This is a genomic window from Variovorax sp. PDC80 (assembly GCF_900115375.1).
Taxonomy (GTDB): domain Bacteria; phylum Pseudomonadota; class Gammaproteobacteria; order Burkholderiales; family Burkholderiaceae_C; genus Variovorax.
This window is the reverse complement of the sequence record NZ_FOWG01000005.1, coordinates 234,436-252,402: the sequence shown is the minus strand read 5'-3', so window position 1 is coordinate 252,402 and position 17,967 is coordinate 234,436. Positions and strand designations below refer to the sequence as shown.

Below are 17,967 nucleotides of genomic sequence, written 5' to 3'. Positions count from 1 at the left end.
CACCGCGCGGCCGCGCCGCCCGGTCTCCCGCCTGCACGCGTGCAGGACGGGAGCGGGCGGGCACGGCGCTGCGCGAACCATCCACGACCGAAGAGGGAGATCCGCCATGGCGTCGAATGCGCTCCACGATCTTGACCTGTCCGCTGCGCACGAGGCGGCGAACGAGCCGCTCGACGAGGCGCAGCGCCAGTGGGCGCTGCAGGCCTGGCTGGCCGCGAACTACCGGCGCCTGCACCAGCGCCTGGTGCGCCAGCTGCGGTGCCCCGACCTCGCCAGCGAGTGCCTGCACGACGCCTGGCTGCGCCTGGGCGAGACCCCGGTCGCGTCGGTGCAGAACCCCGAGGCCTATGTCTACCGCGTCGCGTGCAACGTGGCGATGGACCGCATGCGCGGCAACCGCTCGTGGCAATACGCCGCCGACACCGAGCTCGAGGCGCTGGTCGACCACGCGCCGGGCCCCTGCGCGATCGCCGAGGCGCGCAGCGCGCTGCATGCGGTGGACCGCGCGATGCGGCGGCTGCCGCAGCGCCACCGCGCCGTGTTCATGGCACTGCGCGTCGACGAGATGACCCGCGAGGAGGTGGCGCGCCGCAGCGATCTGTCGCTGCGGCGGCTCGACACCGTGCTGCGCCAGGCACTGGCGTGCTGCGCCGAGGAAGCCGGAATGGCGACGCTCGGTTGACGGCGTGAGGCCGTGACTTTTTCGAGATTTGTTGACTAGGGTTTCTACTTAGATATGAAGTTGTCCTGATCGTTATCCTTCGTGGCGTTCCATTAATAAATCGTTGTTTCGTTAGTGAAACAAACAACGATCCACCCGGACCCACGAATCCATGCCCTTCACTCGCCGCCACGCCCTTGCCGCCGCCGTCTGCGCGGCCGCCGCCAGCGCCACCGGGTCCGCCTGGGCCGATGCCTATCCGGCCAAGCCGATCACGCTGGTGGTCGCCTACCCGGCCGGCGGCGACACCGACGCGCTCGCGCGGCTGTTCGCCGAGAAGCTCGCCACGCGCGTCGGCCAGCCGGTGCTGGTCGACAACCGGCCCGGCGCCAGCGGCATCATCGGCAGCGCCTTCGTGTCGAAGGCCGCGCCCGACGGCTACACGCTGCTGCTCGCGCCCAGCACCTTCTCGATCGCGCAGCTGGTGCTCAAGACCGGCGGCACCTCGGGCTACGACGTGCTCGCGGGCTTCACGCCGATCGTGCAGACCGGCAGCCAGCCGCTGTTCCTGGTGGCTGGCGCCGGCAGCGGCTTCGCGAGCCTGAAGGACGCGGTGGCCGCGGCCAAGCCCGGCAAACCGCTCGGCTACGCGAGCCCGGGCAGCGGCTCGCCGATGCACATCCTCGGCGAGATGTTCGCGCGCGCCTCGGGCGCCAGCCTCGCGCACGTGCCCTACAAGGGCGTGGCGCCGGCGGTCAACGACGTGCTCGGCGGCCACGTGCCCGTCACCTTCATCACGCTGGGCCCGGTGGCGCCGTACTTCGCCAACGGCAAGCTGCGCGCGCTGGCCGTGGCCTCGGCCCAGCGCACGCCGCTCGCGCCCAACGTGCCCACGCTGGCGGAGCAGGGCTACAAGGACGTCGAGGTGACGGCCTGGAACGGCCTCTGGGGCCCGCGCAACCTGCCGCCGGAGATCGTGAAGACGCTCAACGGCCATTTCAACGAGATCCTCCGCATGCCCGAGATCGTCTCGCGCATGGCCGTGCTCGGCACCACGCCGGTGGGCGGCGAGGCCGAGGTGCTCGGCAAGACCAATGCCGCCGACTACGCGCGCTTCGGCAAGGTCATCAAGGAGCTCGGCATCCAGGCCGACTGAACCCGCCATGACCGAACTCAAGACCACCGCCGATCCCGCCAGCCTGCAGGCGCTGCTGGCCGAACTGCCGGCCAACCTGCTGGCCGGCCGCCGCGTGCTCGTCACCGGCGGCGCGCGCGGCCTCGGCCTCGCGTTCGCGCAGTGCATCGCCGCGGCCGGTGCCGGCGTGGTGCTGGCCGACATCCTCGGCGAGCAGGCCGAGACCGAAGCGAAGGCGCTGCGCGACGCCGGCCGCCAGGCGCATGCGCTGGCCATCGACCTCGCGGACCCCGCCTCGATCGAGGCCGGTGCCGCCGAGGCGATCCGGCTGCTCGGCGGGCTCGACGGCCTGGTCAACAACGCCGCCATCACCAACTCGGGCGGCCGCGACGCGCACCAGCTCGAGATCGACATGTGGGACCGCGTGATGGCCGTCAACGTGCGCGGCAGCTGGCTCATGGGCCGTGCCTGCCGCGCGGCGCTGGCCGAGAGCGGCCGCGGCGCCGTCGTCAACCTCGCCTCCGACACCGCGCTGTGGGGCGCGCCCAACCTGCTGGCCTATGCCTCGAGCAAGGGCGCGGTGATCTCCATGACGCGCTCGCTGGCGCGCGAATGGGGCGGCGACGGCATCACCGTCAACGCCGTGGCGCCCGGCCTCACGCTGGTCGAGGCCACCGAGTACGTGCCGATGGCGCGCCACCAGAAATACCTCGAGGGCCGCGCCATCCCGCGTGAACAGCAGGCGGCCGACGTCTGCGGCGCCACCGTGTTCCTGCTCTCCGGCCTCGCGCGCTTCGTGACCGGCCAGTTGCTGGCCGTGAACGGCGGCTTCGCGATGCACTGAATCCCTTCCTCTTCGACCCAGGAGTCCCACACCATGAGCGATCTGTCCGAACAGCAAAAGATCAACGATGCCGGCAGCAACAGCCTGGCGCAGCCCGCAGGCAGCAGCCTCGCCGAGTGGATGGACAGCCGCATCGCGCGCTATTCGACCCGCAAGTACGACTGGGACGCGCTGAAGTTCCAGGCCGACTTCGATCCCAAGTTCCGCCGCGCCCAGATGCGCTACGTGGGCACGGGCGGCACCGGCGTCGCGAAGGACGTCAACACCGTGCCGGCCGAGCACTTCACCTTCTCGACCATGGTGATCCCGGCCGGCCACGAAGGCCCGCCGCACCTGCACACCGACGTGGAGGAAGTGTTCTTCCTGATCCGCGGCAAGCTCAAGGTGGTGATCGAGAAGGACGGCGAGCGCTTCGAGACCATCATGACCGACCGCGACCTGATCTCGGTGCCGCCCGGCGTCTACCGCGAGGAGATCAACATCGGCGACGAGGACGCGCTGATGTGCGTGATGCTCGGCGCCAAGAAGCCGGTGACGCCGACCTATCCGGCCGACCACCCGCTGGCCAAAATCAAGCGTTGAGCACGGCGGCCATGCAGAGCACCGACATCCAGGCCTCGATGCCGCCCGCTTCCGAGCTGGCGCGGCTAGATGCGCGCTTCGCGGCCCGCGAGGTCGCGGTCGCGGGCGGTGCCGTGGTGTCGGTGCGCGAACGCGGGCAGGGCCCGGCGATCGTCTGCCTGCATGGCATCGGCTCGGGCGCGGCCTCGTGGCTCGAGGTCGCCGAACTGCTCGCACCCGAGGCGCGCCTGATCGCCTGGGACGCACCGGGCTACGGCGCATCGACGTCGCTCGAGGCCGATGCACCGGCGGCCGCCGACTACGCGGCGCGCCTGGGCGCCTTGCTCGATGCGCTGCGCATCGAGTCCTGCGTGCTGCTCGGCCATTCGCTCGGCGCGATCGTCGCCGCCGCGACCGCGCGCCGCGATGCGCGCATCCGCCGGCTGCTGCTGGTCAGCCCCGCGATCGGCTACGGCGCCGCGCAGCGCGAGCCAGCGCGCGCCAAGGTCCGCGCCGAGCGGCTCGCCACGCTCGACCAGCTCGGCATCGCCGGCATGGCCGCGCAGCGCGCGGGCCGGCTGGTGTCGGACCAGGCCAGCGAGTCCGCGCGCCAATGGGTGCGCTGGAACATGGCGCGCCTGAACGACCGCGGCTACCGCCAGGCCGTCGAGCTGCTGTGCAACGCCGACCTGCTGGCCGAGCTGCCGCCGCCGATGCCGGTGCGCGTGGCCTGCGGCGCGCTCGATGCGGTCACGCCGCCCGCGGCCTGCGAGGAAGTGGCGCGGCGCTGCGGCGTGGCGCTCGAATTGGTGGACGATGCGGGCCACGCCGGCTACGTGGAGCAACCGCGGGCCGTCGCCGCGCTGCTGCGCGAATCGCTCGCGCACTGAGCGCCATCACCCCTATCCAACGAAGGAAATCAAGAGACATGGCCACCAACGACAACGACGCGATGGACGAAGGCGCGGACCGCTACAACGTGCCCGCGCTCGAGCGCGGACTGCGCGTGCTGTGCGAGTTCAGCCGCGAGAGCCGCACGCTCTCGGCGCCCGAGCTGGCGCGCCGCTTCGACCTGCCGCGCTCGACCGTGTTCCGCCTGCTCACCACGCTCGAGAACATGGGCTTCCTCGAGCGCGCCGAGGGCGGGCGCGACTACCGCCTGGGCCTGGCCGTGCTGCGCCTGGGCTTCGAATACCTGGCCTCGCTCGAGCTCACGCAGCTCGGCACGCCGCTGCTCAACCGCCTCTGCGAGGAACTGCGCACGCCCTGCAACCTGGTGGTGCGCGACGGCCGCTCGATCGTCTACGTCGCCAAGGTCGCGCCGCCCACGCCCTTCGCGAGCTCGGTCACCGTGGGCACGCGGCTGCCGGCCCATGCCACGGTGCTGGGCCGCATCCTGCTGGAAGACCTGACCCTGCCGCAGCTGCGCGCCCTCTATCCCGAGGACAAGCTCGAGACCTTCTCGCCGAGCACGCCGAAGACCGTCAACGAGCTGTTCGACATGGTGCAGGCCGACCGCCAGCGCGGTTACGTGCTCGGCGAAGGCTTCTTCGAATCGAACATCTCGACCATCGCCGCGCCGGTGCGCGACCACGGCGGCCACATCGTGGCGGCGCTGGGCGCCACCATCACCTCGGGCCACATCGACGAGAACCGCATGGACGAGATGGTGCAGCGCGTGCGCGGCACGGCCGACGAGATCTCGGGCCTGCTCAACTACTCGCCCGCGCGCGCCGCCAAGGTGGTGCCGCTGCGCAGCGCCTGAGACCCATGGCTGCTTCTTCTTCCTCCTCCTCGTTCTTCTTCGCCGCCGATGCGCTGGCCGGCCGCGTGGCCGTGGTCACGGGCGGGTCGTCGGGCATCGGCCTGGCCACGGTCGAGCTGCTGCTGGCCTGCGGCGCCGCGGTCGCGCTGTGCGGCCGCAATGCCGAGCGGCTCGATGGCGCCGTGGCCGGCCTGCGCGCGCGCTTTCCCGCGGCGCGGTTGTTCGCGCAGCCCTGCGACGTGCTCGATGCCGCCGCGGTACGCGCCTTCGCGGCCGCCAGCGAGGCCGCGCTCGGCCCGGCGTCGATGCTCGTCAACAACGCGGGGCAGGGCCGGGTCTCGACCTTCGCCGACACCGACGACGAGGCGTGGACGCAGGAGCTGCACCTGAAGTTCTTCTCGGTGATCCATCCCACGCGCGCCTTCCTGCCGCAGCTCGCGGCGCAGCGCGCCGTGCTCGGCGACGCCGCCATCGTCTGCGCCAACTCGCTGCTGGCGCGCCAGCCCGAGCCGCACATGGTCGCGACCTCGGCCGCGCGCGCGGGCCTGCTGAACCTGGTGCGCTCGATGGCGACCGAGTTCGCGCCGCAGGGCGTGCGCGTCAACGGCATCCTGATCGGCCTGGTCGAGTCGGGCCAGTGGCGCCGCCGCTTCGAGGCGCGCGAAGACAAGTCGCAGGACTGGGCCGCCTGGAGCGGCCAGCTCGCCAAGACCAAACACATCCCGCTGGGTCGCCTGGGGCTTCCGACCGAAGCCGCGCGCGCGATCCTGTTCCTTGCTTCCCCCCTCGCTTCCTACACGACGGGCAGCCATATCGATATCTCCGGAGGCCACTCGCGCTATGCATGAGCCCACCCCCAGCCTTGCCCACTTCGTGTGGCTTCTGCACCCCCTCGAGGGGGCAACACCAGCGGCCCGGCAAAGCCGGTTCCGCGGTGTTTCCCGCCTCAATTGCGCCGGTAATCGCGCGTGTGCCATCCAATGGCTTCTCGAGAAGAACTGAATGAAGACCAATCAAGTAACAGTGGGCGCGGTCGTCGCCGCCTTCCTCGAGCAGTGCGGCGTCAAGGCCGCCTTCGGCGTGATCTCGATCCACAACATGCCGATCCTCGATGCCTTCGCGCAGCGCGGCACGATCCGCTTCGTCTCGGCGCGCGGCGAGGCCGGCGCGGGCAACATGGCCGATGCCTACGCGCGCTCCACCGCGAGCCTGGGCGTGTGCATCACCAGCACCGGCCCGGCCGCGGGCAACATCGCGGGCAGCCTGGTCGAGGCGCTGACCGCCGGCGCGCCGCTGCTGCACATCACCGGCCAGATCGAGACGCCCTACCTCGACAAGGGCATGTCGTACATCCACGAGGCACCCGACCAGCTCACCATGCTCAAGGCGGTGTCGAAGGCGGCGCTGCGCGTGCGCAGCGTCGAGACCGTGCTCGGCACGCTCAAGCGCGCGGTGCAGCTCGCGCTGACCGCGCCCACCGGCCCGGTCAGCGTGGAGATCCCGATCGACATCCAGTCGGCGCTGACCACCATGCCTGCCGACCTGTCGCCGTTGCCGATCGAGCGGGCCGTGCCCTCGGCGGCCGGGCTCGATGCGCTGGCCGCGCGGCTCGCGGCCGCGAAGCGCCCGCTGCTGTGGATCGGCGGCGGCGCGCGCCATGCCCGCGCCGCGATCCAGCGGCTGCAGAAGCTGGGCTTCGGCGTGGTCACGACCACGCAGGGCCGCGGCACCGTGCCCGAGGACGATGCCGGCTCGCTCGGCGCCTACAACATCCAGAAGCCGGTCGAGGCCTTCTACCAGAGCTGCGATGCGCTGCTGGTCGTCGGCTCGCGGCTGCGCGGCAACGAGACGCTCAAGTACGAACTCAAGCTGCCGCGCCCGCTCTACCGCATCGATGCCGACGCGGCCGCCGAAGGCCGCTGCTATGCCTCCGAGGCCTTCGTCTGCGGCGACTCGGCGCTCGCGCTCGAGGGCCTGGCCGATCGCCTCGAGGCGGCGGGCTACCGCGCCGATCCGCAACTGCTGGTCGACCTGCGCGCCGCGCACGAGCAGGCGGTGGCCACGCTGCGCGACGGCCTCGGCCCTTACGCCGAACTCGTGCGCCGCCTGCAGTCGGCGGCCGGCCGCCAGTTCAACTGGGTGCGCGACGTGACGGTCTCCAACAGCACCTGGGGCAACCGCGAGCTGCGCATCTTCGAACCGAGCGCCGGCGTGCACGCCACGGGCGGCGGCATCGGGCAGGGCATGCCGATGGCGATCGGCGCGGCCATCGGTGCCGCGGTCACCGGTTCGGGCCGCAAGACCTTCTGCCTGGCCGGCGACGGCGGCTTCATCCTCAACCTCGGCGAGCTGGCCTGCATGGTGCAGGAGAAGGCGCCGATGGCCATCGTGCTGATGAATGACCAGAGCTACGGCGTGATCAAGAACATCCAGGACGCGCAGTACGGCGGCCGCCAGTGCTATGCCGAGCTGCACACGCCCGACTACGAACTGCTGTGCCGGTCGATCGCGCTGCCGCATGCGCGCGTGAAGGACCTGGCCGAGCTGCCGGCGCGGCTCGACGAGGCGCTGTCCACCGACGGTCCTTTCCTGCTCGAGATCGACATGCTGTCGATCGGCGGCTTCAAGACCAGCTTCGCGGGCCCGCCGACCAACACGGTCACGCAGATTCCCGCGCTCGGCACGGCCAAGTGACAGTAGAAGTGACAGCGAGCGAGACCCGATCCATGACCGCCCCCACGCGCATCGCCCTGGTCGGCTGCGGCGCCATCGGCACCGCGGTGCTCGAACTGCTGCGCGACGACCCGGCCCTGAAGGTGACGACCGTCGTCGTGCCCGCCGACGGCGCCGAAGCCGCGCGCCAGGCCGCGCCCGGCGCGCGGGTGCTCGCCGCGGTGCCGGCCGAAGGCATCGACCTCGTGGTCGAGACCGCGGGCCATGCGGCCATCGAGCAGCACGTGCTGCCGGCGCTGGAACGCGGCACGCCCTGCGTGGTCGCCTCGGTGGGCGCGCTGTCGGCGGCAGGCTTCGCCGAACGGCTCGAGGCCGCGGCGGTCGCGGGCCGCACCCAGGTGCAGCTGATTCCGGGTGCCATCGGCGCGATCGATGCGCTGGCCGCGGCCCGCATCGGCGGCCTGGCCAGCGTGCGCTACACCGGCCGCAAGCCGCCGAAGGCCTGGAAGGGCACGCCGGCCGAGCAGGGCCGCGACCTCGATGCGCTGGCGCAGGCCACCGTCATCTTCGAGGGCAGCGCGCGCGAGGCGGCCTTGCTCTATCCGAAGAATGCCAACGTGGCGGCCACCGTCTCGCTCGCGGGGCTGGGGCTGGACCGCACGCAGGTGCGGCTGATCGCCGACCCGGCCACGGCCGAAAACGTGCACACCGTCGAAGCCGAGGGCGCCTTCGGCAGCTTCGAGCTGACCATGCGCAACAAGCCGCTCGCGGCCAATCCCAAGACCTCCGCGCTGACCGTCTACAGCGCCGTGCGCGCGCTGCGCAACCGCGTCGCGGCGCTCGCCATCTGAGCCACCCCATGATTTCTTCCGAACTTCTTCCGATCTGCATCGCCGGCGAATGGCGCCTGGGCGGTGGCGACATCTACGAGAGCCTGTACCCGGCCACGGGCGAACCGATCGCGCGCCTGCGCGCCGCGAGCCTGGCCGATGTCGAGGAGGCCATCGCGGGCGCCGACCGTGCCTTTCGCACCAGCGGCTGGGCCCAGCGCCTGCCGCACGAGCGCGCCACCGTGCTGCACCGCGTGGCGCAGCTGATCCGCGACGAGGCCGAGTCGCTGGCGCAGAAGCAGCGCCTCGACAACGGCAAGCCGATCAACGAGACGCGCAACCTCGTGGCCAGCGCCGCGGGGACCTTCCAGTTCTTCGCGGCCGCGCTCGAGACGCTCGAGGAAAGCATCACCCCCTCGCGCGGTGCCTTCGTCACGATGAGCGTGCACGAGCCCATGGGCGTGGTCGCGGCGATCACGCCGTGGAACTCGCCGATCGCGAGCGAGGCGCAGAAGCTCGCGCCCGCGCTGGCGGCCGGCAACGCGGTGGTGGTGAAGCCCGCCGAGGTCACGCCGCTGATGGCGCTCGAACTGGCGCGCATCTGCGAACAGGCCGGCGTGCCCAGGGGCATCGTCAGCGTGCTGCCGGGCCGCGGCTCGGTGATCGGCGATGCGATCACCAAGCATCCGCTGGTCAAGCGCGTGTCCTTCACCGGCGGCACCACCACCGGCCGGCACATCGCCCACATCGCGGCCGACAAGATGATGCCGGTGTCGCTCGAGCTCGGCGGCAAGTCGCCGACCATGGTGCTCGAGGACGCGGACCTCGACCATGCGGTCAACGGCGTGCTCTACGGCATCTTCAGCTCGTCGGGCGAATCGTGCATCGCGGGCTCGCGCCTGTTCGTGGCGCGCGGCATCTACGACGAGTTCCTCACGCGGCTGGCCGAGGGCGCGAACGCGCTGCGCGTGGGCGACCCGGCCTCGGAGCGCACGCAGATGGGCCCGCTGATCACGGCGAAGCACCGCGAGGGCATCGAGCGCTACGTGGAACTCGGCGTGTCCGAGGGCGGCCGCATCCGCACCGGCGGCGTGCGTCCGCAGGGCGCCGGCTACGACAGCGGCTACTTCTACCGGCCGACCATCATCGAAGGCCTGGACAACCACGCGCGCACCAGCCAGGAGGAGATCTTCGGACCGGTGCTGGTCGCGATGCCCTTCGACGACGAGGCCTCGCTGATCGCGCAGGCCAACGACAGCGTCTATGCGCTGGCCGCGGGCGTGTGGAGCCGCGACTTCAAGCGCGCCTGGAAGCTCGGCCGCGCGGTGCAGGCCGGCACGGTCTGGGTCAACACCTACAAGCAGTTCTCGGTCTCCACGCCCTTCGGCGGCTGGCGCGACAGCGGCCTGGGCCGCGAGAAGGGCCGCGAAGGCATCTTCCAGTACATGGAGCAGAAGAGCATGTACTGGGGCACCAACGAACAACCGCTCGCGTGGGCGAACTGAACAGGGCCACACCATGAGCGTTCTAGGCATCGACCAGATCACCTACGGGGCGGACGACCTGCCCACCTGCCGCCGCTTCTTCGAGGACTGGGGCCTCGCGCTGAAGTCCGAGGCGCCCGGCGAACTCGTCTTCGAGTGCCTCAACGGCTGCCGGGTCGTCGTTGCGGCGTTGGACGACGCGCGCCTGCCGCCCGCGATGGAGGAGGGCCCGACCCTGCGCGAGGTGGTGTGGGGCGTGGAGAGCGAGGCCGACCTCGAGCGCTATGCCGCCGCGATCGCGAACGATCCGGGCTTCCTCGACGCCAGCATCGACGGCGCGCGCCGCATCGGCTGCATCGATCCCAACGGCCTGGCCGTGCGCCTGCAGGTGAGTCGCAAGCATGCCGTCGAGGTCGACTGCGGCGCGATGAACACCTGGAACGCCAAGCCGCGCCTCAACCAGCCCGCGCCGATCTACGAGCGCGCCACGCCGATCGAGGTCGGCCATGTGGTGTTCTTCGTCGGCGACGTGAAGGCCACGAGCGCCTTCTATGCCGAGCGCTTCGGCTTCGTCGGCTCCGACAGCTATCCGAACCGCGGCGCCTTCATGCGCTGCGCGCCCGAGGGCGGCCACCACGACCTGTTCCTGCTGCAGATTCCCTCGGGCAAGCGCGGGCTCAACCACGTGGCCTTCACCGTGCGCGACATCCACGAGGTGTTCGGCGGCGGGCTGCACTTCTCGCGCCAGGGCTGGGACACGCAACTCGGCCCGGGCCGGCACCCGGTCTCCTCGGCCTACTTCTGGTACTTCAGGAACCCGGCCGGCGGCCTGATCGAGTACTACGCCGACGAGGACCAGCTCACGGCCGACTGGGAGCCGCGCGAGTTCGAGCCGGGCCCGACGGTGTTCGCCGAATGGGCGGTCGATGGCGGCCTCGACGGCCACACGCGGCGCCAGAAGAACGCGGAGGGGCCGAAGGGCGCCTTCCTCACCGAGAAGAAATGACGGTTCCGATCACCATGCAACGACGCTTCTCCCTCTCCCTCCTGTTCGCGGCGCTGGCTGCCATCGCTTTGCCCGCGGCTGCGCAAAGCGATGTGCACAAGCAACTGGCCGCCGAGCGCTTCACCATCGTCTCGCCGTTTCCGCCCGGTGGGCCGGTCGACACGCTGGCGCGCATGCTGTCCGACGGCCTCGCCACGCGCTATGGCCAGGCGGCCGTGGTCGACAACCAGGTCGGCGCGGCCGGCAACATCGGCATGGAGAAGGTCAAGCGCGCCAAGGGCGACGGCCACACGCTGCTGGTGATCCCGGCCGGCAACGTCACGATCAATCCCACGCTGATGCCGAACTTCCCGTTCGACATGCAGAAGGACTTCGTGCCGATCACCATGCTGGCCAAGGCGCCCAACGTGCTGGTGGCATCGCCGGCCTCGGGCATCAAGAGCGTGAAGGAACTGGTGGCGCAGGCCAAGGCCAAGCCCGGCACGCTGTCGTATGCCTCGCCGGGCGTGGGCAGCGGGCTGCACCTGGCGGGCGAGCTGTTCAAGCAGCAGGCCGGCATCGACCTGCTGCACGTGCCCTACAAGGGCACGCCGCCCGCGCTCAACGACGTGCTCGGCGGCTCGGTGCCGCTGATGTTCAGCAACCTGCCCGCGACCCTGCCGTTCATCGGCAACGGCAAGCTGATCGCGCTCGGCGTGACCGAGGCCGTGCGCAGCCCCGCCGCGCCCGACATCCCCACCCTGGCGGAGCAGGGCATCCAGGGCGTGGCCGTGACCTCGTGGTACGGCCTGATGGCGCCGCGCGGCACGCCGGCGGCGGTGGTCGACCAGCTCGCGAAGGACGCGGCCGAGATGCTGGCCCAGCCCGAGGTGCGCGAGCGCCTGAAGGCGCAGGGCATGACCGGCGCCGCGATGAAGCCGGCCGAGTTCGCCGCCCACATCCGCGACGAGACGGCCGTCTGGGCCCGGATCGTCAAGGCGCGAAACATCGTGGCCGAGTGAGCCGCGAACAAGAAGGAAGAGACACACACCCATGAACACCAGCGAATCCACCCTCGGCATCGTCGGCGCCGGCATCGGCGGCCTGGCCGCCGCCATCGCGCTACGCCGTGCCGGCCACGACGTGGTCGTGTTCGAGCAGGCGAAGCAGTTCGCGCGCGTCGGCGCCGACATCAACCTCACGCCCAACGCGGTGCGCGCGCTCGACGGCCTCGGCGTCGGCGAGGCGGCCCGCGTGACCGCCGCGCGGCCCTCGCACCGCATCAGCCGCACCTACGACAGCGGCGTGGAGACCTCGCGCCTCGAGATGGCCGAATCGGCCGAGGCACGCTACGGCGCGCCGCAGCTCACGATCCACCGCGCCGACCTGCTGGCCGCGCTGGCCCAGATGTTCCCGGCCGAGCGCGTGGCATTGGCCAGGCGCGCCGAGCGCATCGCGGCCGACGAGGGTGGCGTGACGATCTCCTTCACCGACGGCAGCGAGGCCCGCGTGGGCGCGCTGATCGGCGCCGACGGCATCCACTCCTGCGTGCGCAACGCGATGTTCGGCGCCGAGAGCCCGCGCTTCACCGGCATCGTGGCCTACCGCGCCGTGGTGCCCGCTGAACGCGTGGCCGGCCTGCCGAACCTCGGCGCCTTCACCAAGTGGTGGGGGCCGAATCCGCAGAGCCAGATCGTCACCTTCCCGCTCAACCGCGGCAAGGACATCTTCATCTTCGCGACCACGCCGCAGGACAGCTGGCAGCTCGAGTCCTGGACCGCGCCCGGCGACGTGGACGAGCTGCGCGCGCAGTACACGGCCTACCACCCCGAGGCGCGCGCGCTGCTCGATGCCTGCGACACGGTGCTCAAGACCGCGCTCTACGAACGCGACCCGATGCCCGCCTGGGCGCGCGGCCGCATGGCGCTGATCGGCGATGCCGCGCACCCGATGCTGCCGTTCATGGCGCAGGGCGCGGGCATGGCGATCGAGGATGCGGTGGTGCTCGCGCGCCATCTCGAGGGCGTGGCGATGGACGGCGTCGCCGCCGCGCTGGCCGACTTCGAGACCGCCCGCATCGAGCGCGCGAGCCAGGTGCAGCTCGGCTCGCGCGGCAACAACTGGCTGCGCGAGGGCGGCAATGCCGACTGGGTCTACGGCTACGACGCCTGGACCGCGCCGCTGGCCACGCCCGCGATGGCCGCGATGGCCGCGACCGTTTGAAGAATTCCACCTCACCCACGGAGGACCCCATGCCACAAGACCGCTACCTGCAACCGCACCAGGCGCGCCAGCGCCCGGCCACCACCTACGAAGACCTGCTGGGCGACGTGATCGAGCGCGCCTTCGCCGACGGCATCCACGACCTGCCGGGCCTGGTGCAGCGGCTCAACGACAGCGGCCTGGCCACGCCCGGCGGCCTGGCCTGGACCGAGGCGCTGTACCGCAAGGAAATGGCCACGCTGGCCGGCTGAGGAGACACCCATGAGCATCGCCATCCAACCCGTTCCCGCCGACCCAGTCGACCACCTGCTCGAGATCGGCCTCAAGGACCTCTGGTATCCGATCTGCCCCTCGCACTTCATCAAGGAGAACCCCGTCTCGCTGCGCCGCCTGGGCCGCAAGCTCGCGCTGTGGCGCGACGGTGAGGGCGTGCTGCATGCGCTCGAGGATCGCTGCCCGCACCGCGGCGCGCCGCTGTCGCAGGGCGTGGTGCTCGGCGACCGGCTCTCCTGCCCGTACCACGGCGTGGAAGTGCGGCACGACGGCGTGGTCACGCGCGTGCCCGGCAGCCCGGGCTGCAAGCTCGAGGGCTCGAAGGCCACGCGCCACTTCCACGTGCAGGAGCGCGCGGGGGCCGTGTTCCTCTACAACTCGAAGGAGCCGGTCGATACGCCGCCGTCGCTGGTGCTGCCCGAGCAACTGACCGACGACGCCGAGTATTCGAGCTTCCTCTGCTACACCGAGTGGAAGGGCGACTACCGTTACGTGCTCGACAACGTGATGGACCCGATGCACGGCACCTACCTGCACAAGCAGTCGCACTCGATGGCCGAGGGCGACTCGAGCGCCAAGTTCGGCATCCGGCCGACCGACATCGGCTTCGTGTTCGAGAAGGAAGGCCAGCGCAACGTCAACTTCGACTGGACCGAATGGGCCGACACCGGCATCCACTGGATGCGGCTGGAGATCCCGTATCCGAAGACCGGCGGCCCCGGCGGCAACTTCATCATCGTCGGCGCCTTCTCGCCGATCGTGAAGGGCATGACCGCCACCTTCTTCTGGCGCGTGCGCAAGCTGGCGCCGGGCTGGCAGCGCGACACCTGGCGCTTCCTCTACCGCAACCGGCTCGAGGCGCGCCACTGGCACGTGCTCGAGCAGGACCGCGTGATGCTCGAGGAGATGGAGGCCGACGCCAACCAGCACGAGAACCTCTACCAGCACGACCTGGGCATCGTGCGGCTGCGCCGCCACATGCGCAACCTGGCGGTGGCGCAGCTCGCGCAAGCGGCAGAGCCGGTCACCGCCTGAGCGAGGAAGCGATCGCCATGTCTTCCCCCACGCTGAACGCCCTCGTGCACACGATGCGCTACGAGGCCGACGGCATCGTGAGCGTCGAGTTCCGGCCGGCCACGCCCGCGGTGGACTTTCCCGCCTTCGAGGCCGGCTCGCACATCGACCTGCACCTGCCCAACGGCCTGGTGCGCAGCTACTCGCTGTGCAACCCGGCCAGCGACCGCCAGCGCTACGTGGTGGGCGTGCTCAACGACCGCAAGAGCCGCGGCGGCTCGCGCTACGTGCACCAGCAACTGCGCGTGGGCATGACCCTGCCGATCTCGGCGCCGCGCAACAACTTCGCGCTCGAGGAGGATGCTCGGCGCTCGGTGCTGGTGGCCGGCGGCATCGGCGTCACGCCCATCTGGTGCATGCTGCAGCGGCTCGCGTCGCTCGGACGGCCGGTCGAGCTGGTCTATTGCGCGCGCAGCCGCAAGGAAGCGGCCTTCGTCGACGCCATCGAGGCGCTGGCGCGCGACAAGGCCATCGAACTGAGCTGGCACTTCGACGACGAGCAGGGCGCGCCGCCCGATCTCGCGAAGCTGCTGGCAGGGCGCGGCACCGACAGCCATTACTACTGCTGCGGCCCGACGCCGATGCTCGATGCCTTCGAGCGCAGCTGCGAGCAACTGGCCTGTGCCAACGTGCACATCGAGCGCTTCGCCGCCGTCCACGTGGAGGCACCGGCCGCCACGCAGGGCTGCGTGGTGGCCTGCGCGAAGAGCGGGCGCGAGATCGAGGTGCCCGCGGGCAAGTCGATCCTCGACAGCCTGATCGATGCCGGCCTCGACCCCGACCACAGCTGCAAGGAAGGCGTGTGCGGCGCCTGCGAGACGGCCGTGCTCGAAGGCGAGATCGACCACCACGACGGCATCCTCACCAAGGCCGAACGCGCGGCCAACAAGACCATGATGATCTGCGTGTCGCGCTGCAAGGGCGCGCGCCTGGTGCTCGATATCTGATTCCCCTCCCAGGCCTCAGGCCAGAAGAAAAACCACCCGAGACATTCCATGAAAAAGTACTTGCTCACGCTGGTTTCGATCAGCGCGGCTGGCGGAGCGCTGGCCCAATCCTCCCTCACGATCTTCGGCGTGGTCGACGCCGCCGTCACCTACACGCGCGGCAACGGGCCCGGCGCGGGCAGCAAGACGCAGCTCACGAACAGCGGCAACATGTTCAGCCGGCTCGGATTCCGCGGCACCGAGGACCTCGGCGGCGGGTTGTCGGCGAGCTTCTGGCTCGAGATGGGGCTGCAGAACGACAGCGCGCTGGGCTTCCCCTCGAACTCGAACAACCAGGCCAGCGGCAACGGCACGCCCGGCGTGCTGAGCTTCAACCGCCGCGCCACCGTGAGCTTCGCGGGACCGTTCGGCGAGATCCGCCTGGGCCGCGACTACGTGCCGGCGTTCTGGAACACGGCCATCTACGACCCCTTCGGCACCGGCGGCGGCATCGGCGCCAACCAGCTCTACTTCTCGGGCCTGGGCGGCCTCACGGCACCGACCGGCACGCGTGCTTCCAACAGCGTGGGCTACCTGCTGCCGGGCGGCCTCGGCGGCTTCTATGGCCAGGTGATGTACGCGATGGGCGAGAACGAATCGACCTCGGTGCTGCCGGGCACGCTGGTGTCGAACAAGCGCGACGGCAACCATGCGGGCCTGCGCCTGGGCTATGCCGACGGCGGCTTCAACATCGCGCTGGCCACAGGCAAGACGCGCTACGCGAGCGGCGACCTGCGCGTGACCAACCTCGGCGCCTCCTACACCTTCGGCCCGTCGCTGATGAATTTCAAGCTCACGGGCGAGCTCTACAGCGAGTCGAAGGGCTCCGCCGATGCCAAGGGCGCGCTGATCGGCTTCCACCTGCCGATCGGGCCCGGCGAGATCAAGGGCTCGTACGCGCGCTACCGGCTCGAGCCCTTCGGCGCGCTGCGCAATCCCACCTCGTCGAAGCTCGCGCTGGGCTATGTGCACAACCTGTCGAAGCGCACCGCGCTCTACGCGACCGTGGCGCGCATCAGCAACAGCAACGGCGCGGCCGCGGCCCTCACGGGCGCGATCACGGCGCCGAACCGGTCCTCGAGCGGCACCGAGTTCGGCATGCGCCACATGTTCTGAGGGCCGCATCGCGCGCCCGGAAAGTCCCATGCGAAGCCAGAGCAAGAACCTCCGCTGGTACGGCGTGATCACGCTGTTCCTGATCGTCGCGATCTCCTATGTGGACCGCATCAACATCGCGGTGCTGATCACCGACGCCGACTTCCTGCGCCACGTGGGTCTCGCGCCGGACGACCGGGTGCGCCAGGGCTTCCTCGCGACGGCCTTCATGCTGGGCTACGGCATTTCGGCCTTCGTGCTCACGCCGTTCTGCTCGGCGCTGTTCGGCGTGCGGCGCAGCCTGATCTTCGGGCTGGTGCTGTGGGGCGTGGTGACCTGGGCCTCGCCGCTGTTCCACAGCTACGGGCTGCTGCTGGCCTCGCGCGTGCTGCTGGGGGTGTCGGAAGGGCCGCTGTTCTCGCTGGCCTCGTCGTACATCAAGGCGCATTTCCGCGGCGACGAGAACGGCAAGCCCAACGCGATCGTCAACATGGGCACCGGGCTCGGGCTGGCACTCGGTTTTCCGTTGGTGGGCTGGCTGCTCGCGCAGTACGCCTGGGACACCTCGTTCCACGTGCTGGGCGTGCTCAACATCGTGCTGGGCATTCCGCTGGTGCTGGCCTTCGTGCGCATGCCGGCGGGGCAGGGCGATGCGATCGCTCCGAAGTCCTTCGGCGACGCGATGGCGCGCGTGGGCGGCATCGTGAAGGGCGCGCTGCAGACGCGCCACCTGTTCCTGATCACGCTGCTGACCTCGGCCGCGCTGGCCTACCTCTGGGGCAGCAGCAACTGGCTGCCGACCTACCTGCGCGAGGCGCGCGGCTTCTCGCTGCGCGAGATGGGCTGGCTGGCCTCGCTGCCGCAGTACGCGACCGTGCTCGCGGTGTTCGTGGGCGGCGTGCTGGTCGACCGGCTGGGCCGCGCGCGCGTGCCCTTCATCTTCATGGGCGCCAGCGCGGGCGTGGCGCTGTCGGTGCTGCTGGCGATCAGCGCGCACGATCCCTACGTGGCGGCCTGCTGCCTGGTGGCGGCGAACTTCTTCTGGGGCCTGCAGAGCCCGGCGATCCCGAGCACGGTGCAGCACTGCGCGCGGCCCGAGCACACGGCCAGCGCCTTCGGCGTGACCAACGGCGTGGGCAGCCTGGTGGCGGGCTTCATGCCGGTGCTGATGGGCGGGGTGATCGGCGCGCTCTCGTCGGCCGGCGCGGCGGGCCATGGCGCCGGCGGCGGATCGGCGGCGGGCTTCTTCGCGGGCTTCGCGCTGCTGATCGGCACGCAGGTGGTGGTGTTCGGCTGCGGGCTGGCGCTGTGGCGGCGCGACCGCGCGCCGGCAGTGGCCGGCCGTGCCGAAGCCGTGTCCCGGGCATCCTAGCCCGGA

General features: G+C 70.8%; 18 protein-coding genes. All 18 read left to right on the top strand.

The window, feature by feature from the left end:
- Positions 1 to 106 precede the first annotated feature (106 nt).
- Positions 107 to 682 carry an RNA polymerase sigma factor gene (locus BM109_RS16965; RefSeq protein WP_093344550.1) on the top strand — a complete coding sequence of 192 codons (576 nt, stop codon included), beginning with the start codon at positions 107 to 109 and terminating at the stop codon, positions 680 to 682.
- A 151-nt stretch (positions 683 to 833) separates the two neighbouring features.
- Positions 834 to 1,817 carry a Bug family tripartite tricarboxylate transporter substrate binding protein gene (locus BM109_RS16960; RefSeq protein WP_093344547.1) on the top strand — a complete coding sequence of 328 codons (984 nt, stop codon included), beginning with the start codon at positions 834 to 836 and terminating at the stop codon, positions 1,815 to 1,817.
- Positions 1,818 to 1,824: 7 nt separating this feature from the next.
- Positions 1,825 to 2,640 (top strand): SDR family oxidoreductase, encoded by an 816-nt coding sequence (locus BM109_RS16955; RefSeq protein WP_093344544.1) that lies wholly within the window; start codon positions 1,825 to 1,827, stop codon positions 2,638 to 2,640.
- Between the two features lie 33 nt (positions 2,641 to 2,673).
- Complete coding sequence (locus BM109_RS16950; RefSeq protein ID WP_093344542.1) at positions 2,674 to 3,222, top strand: cupin domain-containing protein; 549 nt, start codon at positions 2,674 to 2,676, stop codon at positions 3,220 to 3,222.
- Positions 3,223 to 3,233: 11 nt separating this feature from the next.
- Positions 3,234 to 4,091: an alpha/beta fold hydrolase gene (locus BM109_RS16945; protein WP_093345042.1), complete on the top strand. Its 858-nt coding sequence runs from the start codon at positions 3,234 to 3,236 to the stop codon at positions 4,089 to 4,091.
- 38 nt (positions 4,092 to 4,129) lie between these two features.
- The gene (locus BM109_RS16940; protein ID WP_093344539.1) at positions 4,130 to 4,966 is read left to right on the top strand and encodes an IclR family transcriptional regulator; all 837 of its coding nucleotides are present in this window, start codon (positions 4,130 to 4,132) and stop codon (positions 4,964 to 4,966) included.
- Positions 4,967 to 4,971: 5 nt separating this feature from the next.
- Positions 4,972 to 5,814, top strand: a complete 843-nt coding sequence (locus BM109_RS16935; RefSeq protein ID WP_177239366.1) for an SDR family oxidoreductase — start codon at positions 4,972 to 4,974, stop codon at positions 5,812 to 5,814.
- A gap of 154 nt (positions 5,815 to 5,968) precedes the next feature.
- Positions 5,969 to 7,660, top strand: a complete 1,692-nt coding sequence (locus tag BM109_RS16930; protein ID WP_093344536.1) for a thiamine pyrophosphate-binding protein — start codon at positions 5,969 to 5,971, stop codon at positions 7,658 to 7,660.
- A gap of 32 nt (positions 7,661 to 7,692) precedes the next feature.
- On the top strand, positions 7,693 to 8,490 hold the full coding sequence (locus BM109_RS16925) for an aspartate dehydrogenase (RefSeq protein ID WP_093344534.1): 798 nt from the start codon (positions 7,693 to 7,695) through the stop codon (positions 8,488 to 8,490).
- 8 nt (positions 8,491 to 8,498) lie between these two features.
- Complete coding sequence (locus tag BM109_RS16920) at positions 8,499 to 9,974, top strand: aldehyde dehydrogenase (protein WP_093344531.1); 1,476 nt, start codon at positions 8,499 to 8,501, stop codon at positions 9,972 to 9,974.
- A gap of 13 nt (positions 9,975 to 9,987) precedes the next feature.
- Positions 9,988 to 10,959 carry a VOC family protein gene (locus tag BM109_RS16915; protein ID WP_093344528.1) on the top strand — a complete coding sequence of 324 codons (972 nt, stop codon included), beginning with the start codon at positions 9,988 to 9,990 and terminating at the stop codon, positions 10,957 to 10,959.
- Between the two features lie 14 nt (positions 10,960 to 10,973).
- Complete coding sequence (locus tag BM109_RS16910) at positions 10,974 to 11,960, top strand: Bug family tripartite tricarboxylate transporter substrate binding protein (RefSeq protein WP_093345037.1); 987 nt, start codon at positions 10,974 to 10,976, stop codon at positions 11,958 to 11,960.
- Positions 11,961 to 11,991: 31 nt separating this feature from the next.
- Entirely contained in the window at positions 11,992 to 13,161 is a 1,170-nt protein-coding gene (locus tag BM109_RS16905) for an FAD-dependent monooxygenase (protein WP_093344525.1), read from the top strand.
- 29 nt (positions 13,162 to 13,190) lie between these two features.
- Positions 13,191 to 13,412, top strand: a complete 222-nt coding sequence (locus tag BM109_RS16900; RefSeq protein WP_057595700.1) for a recombinase-like helix-turn-helix domain-containing protein — start codon at positions 13,191 to 13,193, stop codon at positions 13,410 to 13,412.
- A 10-nt stretch (positions 13,413 to 13,422) separates the two neighbouring features.
- Positions 13,423 to 14,469: an aromatic ring-hydroxylating oxygenase subunit alpha gene (locus tag BM109_RS16895; RefSeq protein ID WP_093344522.1), complete on the top strand. Its 1,047-nt coding sequence runs from the start codon at positions 13,423 to 13,425 to the stop codon at positions 14,467 to 14,469.
- A 17-nt stretch (positions 14,470 to 14,486) separates the two neighbouring features.
- Positions 14,487 to 15,455, top strand: coding sequence for a PDR/VanB family oxidoreductase (locus BM109_RS16890; RefSeq protein ID WP_093344519.1), 969 nt, complete (start codon positions 14,487 to 14,489; stop codon positions 15,453 to 15,455).
- 48 nt (positions 15,456 to 15,503) lie between these two features.
- A complete protein-coding gene (locus BM109_RS16885; RefSeq protein WP_093344516.1) occupies positions 15,504 to 16,610 on the top strand; it encodes a porin in 1,107 nt (368 codons plus the stop codon).
- A gap of 28 nt (positions 16,611 to 16,638) precedes the next feature.
- Positions 16,639 to 17,961 carry an MFS transporter gene (locus BM109_RS16880; RefSeq protein ID WP_093344513.1) on the top strand — a complete coding sequence of 441 codons (1,323 nt, stop codon included), beginning with the start codon at positions 16,639 to 16,641 and terminating at the stop codon, positions 17,959 to 17,961.
- The last annotated feature ends 6 nt before the right edge of the window (positions 17,962 to 17,967 follow it).